The organism is Rhodococcus sp. 7Tela_A2, assembly GCF_049311045.1.
In the GTDB taxonomy this organism is placed as follows: domain Bacteria; phylum Actinomycetota; class Actinomycetes; order Mycobacteriales; family Mycobacteriaceae; genus Rhodococcus.
Genome location: NZ_JAXION010000156.1, coordinates 1 through 8,514, shown reverse-complemented (window position 1 = coordinate 8,514; position 8,514 = coordinate 1). Strand labels below are relative to the sequence as shown.

Here is an 8,514-nt window from a genome sequence, read left to right as displayed (position 1 = left end):
CGCCCGGGGGGGGGGCGGGCCGGTCACCGCCGGCCCGGCGCGCCGCGCCCGGTGCGGTTCGCGGTGAACAGCCGGGTGCGGTACGGATCGCCGGGGGCGGACACCGCGGTGGGTGCGGGGGCGGACTTCCGCTCCGACTTCGTCTCGGGGGCCGCGGAATCTGCTTCGGAGGATGCAGTATCCGCGTCGCCGCCCGCCGGACCGGACGGATCGGGTGCGCCGCCACCGTCGGGTCCGCGCCCGTCGGGTCCGCGACCGTAGGGTCCGCCATCGTCGGGACCGCCGTCGGGATCTTCGTCGGGCGCGGTGTTGCCGAGTAGTTCGTCGAGCAGATCCTCGTCCATCCCCGGCGAGTCGAAGGGAGTGCGGCGGCGGCGGTGCGGCAGCGCGAGTTTCGCCGCGACCGCGATGTCCTCGCGGGTCACCTCACTGCGGCCTTCCCAGGCTGCGTGCGCCACGGCAGTTTTCGCGGTCACCAGATCGGCACGCATGCCGTCGACGTCGAACGCAGCGCACACCTCCGCGATCGCGACCAGCGCAGCATCACCGAGCTGAACCTGCGGCATCCTGTGGCGCGCATCGACGATGCGCTCGGAAAGCGCGGCTTCGGCATCGGCCCACTGCGCGGTGAATGCGGCGGGGTCGGCGTCGAATGACAGGCGACGGCGGATGATCTCGGCACGCAACTGCGGATCACGTGGCGCCGCCACGTCGACCGTCAGGCCGAACCGGTCCAGTAGCTGCGGTCGCAGTTCGCCTTCCTCGGGATTCATGGTGCCGACCAGCACGAATCGTGCGGCATGGGTGACGGACACCCCGTCGCGTTCGACTGTGGAACGCCCCATCGCAGCGGCATCGAGCAGCAGATCGACGAGATGGTCGTGCAGGAGGTTCACTTCGTCGACGTACAGCACGCCGCGATGCGCGAGCGCGAGGAGGCCGGGTTCGTATTCCGCAGTGCCCGCCGACAACGCTTTCTGCAGGTGCAGCGAACCGGTCACCCGGTCCTCGGTGGCGCCCACCGGCAGTTCGACGAGGCGCGCCGGACGACGCCGTACGGGCGCGTCCGTCGGGTGCGGTCCGTCGGGGCAGGCTGGGTCGACCGACCGGGGATCACACGCGAAGCGGCAGCCCTCGACCTCGCCTACCGGCGGCAACAGTGCGGCCTGCGCCCGGACCATCGTCGATTTCGCGGTGCCCTTCTCGCCGCGCACGAGCACGCCGCCGATCTCCGGCGACACTGCGCACAGCGTCAGGGCGAGCGCCAGATCGTCTGAACCGACGACGGCGCTGAACGGATACACGTGCACTACTCGACCCTCCACAGGCTCCCGCTGGGACGTACTCTTCGGCAGCTGAATCGAAGGCCGGTATTCGGACTTCCCGGTCGGACATCGTGCGATCGCCTTCCCGGACCGATGGTCCAGTGGCTGCGCGTACGCGCATGATCGACGACTCCCGGGTCACCGCAGCGGGCCTGTGCCGGATTCTCACCGGCTTCCCGATTATCCCCGTGAGGGGCACCTTCGATTGTCTTGCCGTGGCCGAGTGTATCCACACCGCCCTGCACTATGGTTCACCGCCATGGGTTCTTCGATCACCGTGGTCGGCATCGGCGCCGACGGCTGGGCCGGCGTCGTGCCGGCCGCGCGGGCACACGTTCTGGGCGCCGACGTCCTGCTCGGCGGACGTCGGCATCTTGCGTCGGTGCCGGTCTCCGGCGCGATCCGCGAGCCGTGGCCGTCCCCGCTGCTCGCGGGTCTCGACGACGTGCTCGCCCGCTATGCCGGGCGGTCGATCGTTGCGCTCGCGTCGGGTGATCCGCTGGTGTCCGGAATCGGATCGACGTTGATCCGGAGGCTCGGCCGCGACGCGGTGCACGTGATTCCGGCGGTGTCGTCGGTCGCACTGGCCCGTGCCCGGATGGGATGGGTTGCGGAGGATTGCGAGACCGTCACTCTCGTCGGCCGGAACGTCGACACGTTGCGCCGGTACCTGTCTCGTGATCGACGGCTGATCGTGCTGACCTCGGATGCATCGAGTCTCGACGTGGTTGCGCGCCTGCTCGTCGACGAAGGATTCGGTGCCGCGCGGGTGACGATCCTGTCGAATCTCGGTAGCGAGGCCGACGAGTCGCGCCGGGTGGGCACGGCGCGGGAGTTCGTCGGTGTGCCGGGCGACGACCTGAGTCTTCTGTGCATCGAATGTGCAGGAGCCGAGGGCAATTCGACCGTCCCGGGACTTCCCGACGAGTGTTTCGAACACGACGGTCAGCTCAGCAAACGACCCATCCGGGTCGCAGCGGTCTGCGCGCTCGCGCCGAAACCCGGACAATTGTTGTGGGACGTCGGAGCCGGTGCCGGATCGGTGGGAATCGAATGGGCGCGTACAGATCCGAGTTGCCGGACGATCGCGCTCGAACGGAACCCGTCCCGCGCGGAGACGGTTCAGCGCAACGCCTCGCGGCTCGGGGTACCGACCTCGGTGCGTGTGCTGCTCGGTGGGGCACCGGAGGCGTTGTCGGGACTCGAGACACCGGACGCGATCTTCGTCGGTGGCGGTGGTAGTCGAGCCGGAGTGCTCGACGCGTGCTGGAACGCGCTGCGCGAAGGTGGTCGCCTCGTGGCGCACTCCGTGACCCTCGAGACCGAGGCCGTGCTCGTGGAGTGGTGGAAGACGTACGGCGGGGAGCTGACCCGGTTGTCAGTCGAACAGGCCGCGCCCATAGGAACATTCACCGGGTGGCAATCACTGCGCCCGGTGGTGCAGTGGTCCGTTGTGAAAGGTGGAAAATGACAGTCCATTTCGTAGGATCCGGGCCCGGCGCAGCCGATCTGCTGACGCTGCGTGCGGCCGAGCTGCTGCGGCACGCGCCGGTGGTGCTGTACGCGGGCACCTACCTCGACGACGAGATCCTCGCGCACTGCGCCGACGATGCCGAACTCGTGGACACGCAGCATCTGGACCTCGATCGCATCACCGGGCATCTCGTCGATGCACACCGGCGCGGCGTCGACGCGGTGCGGTTGTGTTCGGGCGATCCGTCGCTGTACTCGGCGCTCACCGAGCAGACCCGGCGGCTCGACGCGGCCGGAGTGCCGTGGGACGTCACGCCGGGCGTGCCCGCGTATGCGGCGGCAGCGGCCACCCTCGGTGCGGAACTGACGGTGCCGGAACTGGCGCAGACCGTGGTGCTCACTCGTACGCAGGCGCGGTCGACCGCGATGCCCGACACCGAGACCCTCGCACGTGTCGCGGGTCTGCGCGCCAGTCTGGTTCTACACCTGGCGATCACCAGGGTGCGGGTTCTCGCGGAGGAGCTGAGTGCGGAGTACGGAACCGACTGTCCGGCTGCCGTTGTGGCCTTCGCGTCACGCCCCGACGAGTTGGTGCTCCGCGGCACGCTCGCGGACATCGCGGACCGGGTCGAGCAGGCCGGGCTGAAGCACACCGCGGTGATTCTCGTGGGGAGGGCGCTCGGTGTCCGGGAGCAGTCCGACGTGGCATGTTCGCATCTCTACGACCCGGCGCGCCCTCGCCACGTATAGCGGTCGTCACCGAACCGATCGTGCGGTCCACACCGCCCCGGCTGCCGTCACCGTGGTTCCCGCAGCGCCGATGATGAGCAGGCACTTCATGTCGATGCTCGCCGGGTCGAGTTTCTCGAGCGTGGTGACATCGAGCGATTCTCCGGAGCGGCCCACGTCGCGCCCCACCACGACGACGGTGTCGCCCGGGCGGTGCCGCAGCAGTACGGCCTTCGCGTCGGCGACCTGCGTCGTGCGTGAGCGAGACGCCGGGTTGTAGATGCCCAGCACGAGGTCGGCCTCGGCGACAGCGACGAGACGTCGTTCGATCACCTCCCACGGCTTGAGCCGGTCGGACAGGCTCATCACCGCGAAATCCGCTCCGATCGGTGCACCGGCGCGGGCCGCGACCGCCTGCACGGCGGATACACCCGGAAGTACCCGGATCGGCACGGACTCGTATTTGTCGTCGCGAGCGGCCTCGAACACCGCCGACGCCATGCCGAAGATACCCGCGTCCCCACCGGAGACCACGGCAACCTTCTCTCCGGCCAGCGCGAGATCGAGAGCGAACCGTGCGCGGTCGATCTCCACGGTGTTGCCGGTCGAATGTCGTTGCAGGCCCGCACGAACCGGTACCCGGTCCACGTACGGCCCGTATCCGACGACATGGTCCACGGATGCGAGCGCATCGGACGCTTCCGGCGTCAGCCACTTCTCGCCGGCGGGACCCAAACCGATCACCAGAACCTCGTGGGCGCACACAGGTTCCGATCTCGTGTCGACCGCCGGACGGGACCGGTCCGCGATGCCGGCGTTTCGCGGCGCCCGGTCGCCGGGTGCCAAGATCACCGAGAAGTACGGCACGTCGGCCGGATCGACATCGGCAACGGGTGCGATCCGCTGACCGTCCATCGACGCGCGCTCGACATATACGGCATCTGCGAGCCGGCCCGACTGCGCGAGCGCGTTGCGGACTGCGGGAAAGGTGCGGCCCAGCTTCATGATCACGGCGCCGTCGGTGTCGGCGAGCCGACGTGCCAATTCCGGTTCCGGCAACGTTCCCGGCAGAATCGTCAGGACATCGGTACGTCGCACCAGCGGTTCCGCCGCCGCGGCCGCCGCTGCGGAGAACGACGTCACTCCCGGCACCACCTCGGCGTCGTAGCGGGTCGCGAGTCGATCGTGGAGGTACATGTAGGAGCCGTAGAACAACGGGTCGCCCTCGCACAGCACCACCACGGTCCGGCCCGCATCGAGGTGCACCGCCAATCGGGCCGCCGACTCGTCGTAAAAGTCGGCGATCGCGCCGTCGTATCCGCCCGGGTGGTCGACGGTGCCGGTGGTCACCGGGTACACCAGACGTTCCTCGAGCGCACTGTCCGGGATGAGGTCGGCCGCGATCGCACGCGCGATCGACCGGCCGTGTGTTCCCGAGTAGTAGGCGACCACATCGGCGTCGCCGACCAGTCGCGCTGCCTTGCGCGTGATGAGTTCGGGATCGCCGGGGCCCAGGCCTACGCCGAAGATTCTGCCGGGAGTGAGTGCTGTAGTGGTCATTCCGCTTCCTGAGCCAGTGCGTTGAGGGCGGACGATGCCATCGCCGAGCCGCCGCGTCGTCCCCGGACCGCCAGGTGCGGGATCTGCAGACCGTGTTCGATCAGGGCCTCCTTGGATTCGGCGGCACCAATGAAACCGACCGGCACCCCGACGATCGCGGCGGGGCGGGGCGCGCCGGCGTCGAGCATCTCCAACAGGTGGAACAGAGCGGTGGGAGCGTTGCCGATCGCGACGACGGCGCCGTCGAGCCGGTCGGCCCACAGCGACACCGCCGCCGCCGACCGGGTGGTACCCCAGCGTTCGGCGAGACCCGGGACCCGCGGATCACGCAACAGGCACAGCACCTCGTTGTCGGCGGGCAGGCGGGTGCGGGTGACGCCGGAGGCAACCATGTTCGCGTCGGTGAGAACAGGCGCCCCGGCGTCGAGTGCCCGACGGGCAGCCGAGACCAGACCGGGATGGATCACCAGATCTCGGGCGAGGTCGGTCTGCCCACTGGCGTGGATCATCCGTACCGCGACCTTCTCCGCGTCCGCGGGAATCGCGGCGAGATCGGACTCCGCCCGGATCGTCGCGAACGAGCGTACGTAGATCTCGGTACCGTCGGTTTCGTACTCGTACCGACGGGGTGGTGGGGATTCGATCACGGCTGGCTCCTGTTACGGCGGACTGCAGGCGAAGACGAGGGAGTGAGGGGAGTGCGGTGCGCCGCAAGAGCGTTCGCAGCCGACGACATGCACAGCGCGGTCCGGGAGGGGTGACGCAGCGACGCGGTGTGCGAGTGCTCGGGTGTTTCCACCGGCGAGGTTACACCCGGGTGCCCCCGTACACGCGGTGACCCGTCTCCACGGCGAATCGTCGTCGAGCACGAACCCGGCGGCGGCCAGCGCGGCCGGATCGCTGTCACCGGGAAGGACGAGTCCACGCCACGGTGTGACGATCACGCCTCGGGCCGGCAGCGCGGCGACCATCGGCGGGGTGAGTATCCCCAGCGGAACCAGCGCCGATACCGCCGTACCGAGGACCCCGTACGGCATCACGACAGGTGGTGTCGGGGGAACGGTTGACACACCGCCGATTTCGCGTCCTGCCCCGGGAAGTTGCCGCACGTGCCACCGCGTCGCCCGTACCTCGACGAACCGCAGTGCTGTCGCGATCATGGCGTCGACCACGTCCGGCAGCGGCAGCGTCGGACCGGACAGATCTCCGACGGTGAGTCGTGCGTTGCGGGCATCGACCGCGACCGCGGCGAGGTCGCACCGTAGACCGGCAACATCGCCGCGGCCGTCGTCGAGACCGAACAGGAACCTGCCGGGCAGGTCGGTGAGCGCAGGTTCCCGGCACAGTGCCTCGTCGAGCGCACCGATGAGCGGCCGGATGTCGGCGAGCCCGCCGAACCGTCCGGACAACGGCGACGCGACGATGTTCCGCACCCTTTCGTGGGACGCCGACGGCAGGAAACCGGCACCGGAGACAGCCTGCACGAGTCCTTCCGGAACGTCCCCGCCTTCGTCGACGGAAATTCCTCTGATCTGCACGTTTCCGCGTGACGTGAGGTGGAGGTCGCCGTCCGCGAACTGCCCGGACGCCACCGACAACCGCTGCACACCGTCGTCCGGAACCCGGCCGCCCGGTGCACGCAGTCGCACCAGCGCACCGTCGGCTGCGACATGCGGACGCAGCACCCCGGGGCACCGATCCGGTGCGAAGGTTTCGGGAGGAAGATCGGCCATGAGCGCACATGGTTGCACACGCGGAGAAAACTGTGCGCTACTCTCGGCTTGCCGTGGTGCTCGGGAAGTCGGTGAAAAACCGACGCGGCCCTCGCCACTGTGAGCGGGTAGTTGTTCGCCCTCGTCCGTACCGGTCCGCCGGTGCGGAGACCACTGGAGCCAGCTCCGGGAAGGTCGGCCGAGCAGCGTCGATCCGTCAGCCAGGAGACCGGCCACGGCACGCGAGGTCCACGAGGGTTTTGGAGACTGAACATGGCTTCTGTTGTGCTGCTTGGGGTTGCGTTGTGACGCGGCTCGCGCTGTTGTCGACGTCGGACACCGACTTGCTGTCGGCACGTTCGAGCGGCGTCGATTGGGTGGTCGGCAACCCGTCCCGGCTCGACCTGACCGGCGAGGATCCCCGAGCGCTCCCTGCCCTGCTGGCCGGAACCGGCCTGGTCGTCGTGCGGATCCTCGGATCTGCCCGGTCCTGGCAGACCGGGCTGGACCTGGTTCTCGCCCAGGGGGTTCCCGTCGTGGTTCTGGGCGGCGAACAGACCCCGGACGCGGAACTGATGGGCTACTCCACGGTGCCGATCGGTACCGCCGCAGAGGCCCACCGCTACCTCGCCTACGGCGGTCCGGCGAACCTCGCTCAACTGCACGCGTTCCTGTCCGACACGGTGCTCCTCGGCGGTGAAGGTTTCGAACCCCCGCTCGAGCTGCCCGAATGGGGCATTCTCGACCGTCCCGCAACCCCTGACGCGGCGCCCCCGCGAGTCGGCGTGTTGTTCTACCGCGCGCACCACACCAGCGGAAACGTCCAATTCGCACACGATCTCGCCGATGCGATCGACGCGACCGGCAAGGCGCGCGGCGTCGCAATCCACTGTGCGTCGTTGCGCGGTGCCCCGGATGATCTTCTGCGCGAACTCGGCACCCTCGATGCCCTGGTCGTCACGGTCCTCGCCGCGGGTGGCACCAAACCCGCGACAGTGAGCGCCGGTGGCGAGGACGAGGCGTGGGACGTTGCGGCGCTGGCCGCGCTCGACATCCCGATCCTCCAGGCGCTGTGCCTGACCTGGAGCCGCGACAGCTGGGCCGACTCGGACGACGGTGTGTCCCCGCTGGATTCGGCCACCCAGATCGCGGTTCCGGAGTTCGACGGCCGCATCATCACGGTGCCGTTCTCGTTCAAGGAACTAGACGTCGACGGATTACCGCGCTACGTCACCGATCCCGAGCGTTGCCGCAGGGTCGCGGGTATCGCGGTGGCGCATGCCCGGTTACGGCATGTACCCCCACACCGGCGACGCATCGCGCTCATGCTGTCGGCATATCCGACGAAGCACTCCCGGGTCGGCAACGCCGTAGGCCTGGACACCCCGGTATCGGCGATCCGGCTACTGCGAGCCATGCGCGCGCAGGGGTACGACCTGGGCGACGGCTTCCCCGGCATGGACCTCGACGACGACGCAGAAGCCGGAAACGCCCTGATCCACGCGCTCATCGATGCGGGTGGGCAGGACGAGGAATGGCTCACCGCCGAACAGTTGTCCGGTAACCCGGTGCGCGTCACCACCGCTCGGTACCGCGAGTGGACGAAGAATCTGCCCGCGGAACTGACCGATGCGATGGCGGAAACCTGGGGCGGGGGGCCCCGCCCCCCGCGTCGTCGGCCCGGCCGGCCCCCCCCCCCCCGGGGCCGCGCCGCC

General features: G+C 69.2%; 6 protein-coding genes, 1 pseudogene and 2 riboswitches. Of the genes and pseudogenes, 3 read left to right on the top strand and 4 right to left on the bottom strand.

Annotated elements, in window-relative coordinates; all coding sequences use genetic code 11:
• Positions 1 to 26 precede the first annotated feature (26 nt).
• Positions 27 to 1,310 (bottom strand): annotated as a pseudogene (locus tag TVH25_RS19725) (ATP-binding protein); the annotation flags it as partial.
• A 38-nt stretch (positions 1,311 to 1,348) separates the two neighbouring features.
• Positions 1,349 to 1,543: riboswitch (cobalamin riboswitch) on the bottom strand.
• A 41-nt stretch (positions 1,544 to 1,584) separates the two neighbouring features.
• On the opposite strand from TVH25_RS19725, the gene cbiE reads away from it, so the two are divergent.
• Both cbiE and TVH25_RS19715 read left to right on the top strand, forming a co-directional pair.
• Positions 1,585 to 2,796, top strand: a complete 1,212-nt coding sequence (cbiE, locus tag TVH25_RS19720; RefSeq protein ID WP_422425276.1) for a precorrin-6y C5,15-methyltransferase (decarboxylating) subunit CbiE — start codon at positions 1,585 to 1,587, stop codon at positions 2,794 to 2,796.
• A complete protein-coding gene (locus TVH25_RS19715) occupies positions 2,793 to 3,548 on the top strand; it encodes a cobalt-precorrin-4/precorrin-4 C(11)-methyltransferase (RefSeq protein WP_378528081.1) in 756 nt (251 codons plus the stop codon). The genes cbiE and TVH25_RS19715 overlap by 4 nt, the downstream gene beginning before the upstream one ends.
• Before the next feature lie 6 nt (positions 3,549 to 3,554).
• Here the strand turns inward: TVH25_RS19715 and TVH25_RS19710 are convergent, their stop codons facing one another.
• Genes TVH25_RS19710 through TVH25_RS19700 form a run of 3 tightly spaced genes read right to left on the bottom strand, consistent with a single transcriptional unit; the run spans position 3,555 to position 6,820 of the window.
• Positions 3,555 to 5,087: a precorrin-2 C(20)-methyltransferase gene (locus TVH25_RS19710; RefSeq protein ID WP_378528080.1), complete on the bottom strand. Its 1,533-nt coding sequence runs from the start codon at positions 5,085 to 5,087 to the stop codon at positions 3,555 to 3,557.
• A complete protein-coding gene (locus tag TVH25_RS19705; protein WP_378528079.1) occupies positions 5,084 to 5,734 on the bottom strand; it encodes a precorrin-8X methylmutase in 651 nt (216 codons plus the stop codon). The genes TVH25_RS19710 and TVH25_RS19705 overlap by 4 nt, the downstream gene beginning before the upstream one ends.
• Before the next feature lie 12 nt (positions 5,735 to 5,746).
• The gene (locus TVH25_RS19700) at positions 5,747 to 6,820 is read right to left on the bottom strand and encodes a cobalamin biosynthesis protein CobG (protein ID WP_378528078.1); all 1,074 of its coding nucleotides are present in this window, start codon (positions 6,818 to 6,820) and stop codon (positions 5,747 to 5,749) included.
• A gap of 37 nt (positions 6,821 to 6,857) precedes the next feature.
• Positions 6,858 to 7,051: riboswitch (cobalamin riboswitch) on the top strand.
• A 53-nt stretch (positions 7,052 to 7,104) separates the two neighbouring features.
• Between TVH25_RS19700 and TVH25_RS19695 the strand changes: the two genes are divergently transcribed.
• Positions 7,105 to 8,514, top strand: a 1,410-nt coding sequence (locus tag TVH25_RS19695; protein ID WP_422425275.1) for a cobaltochelatase subunit CobN, incomplete at its 3' end; no start/stop codon positions are given.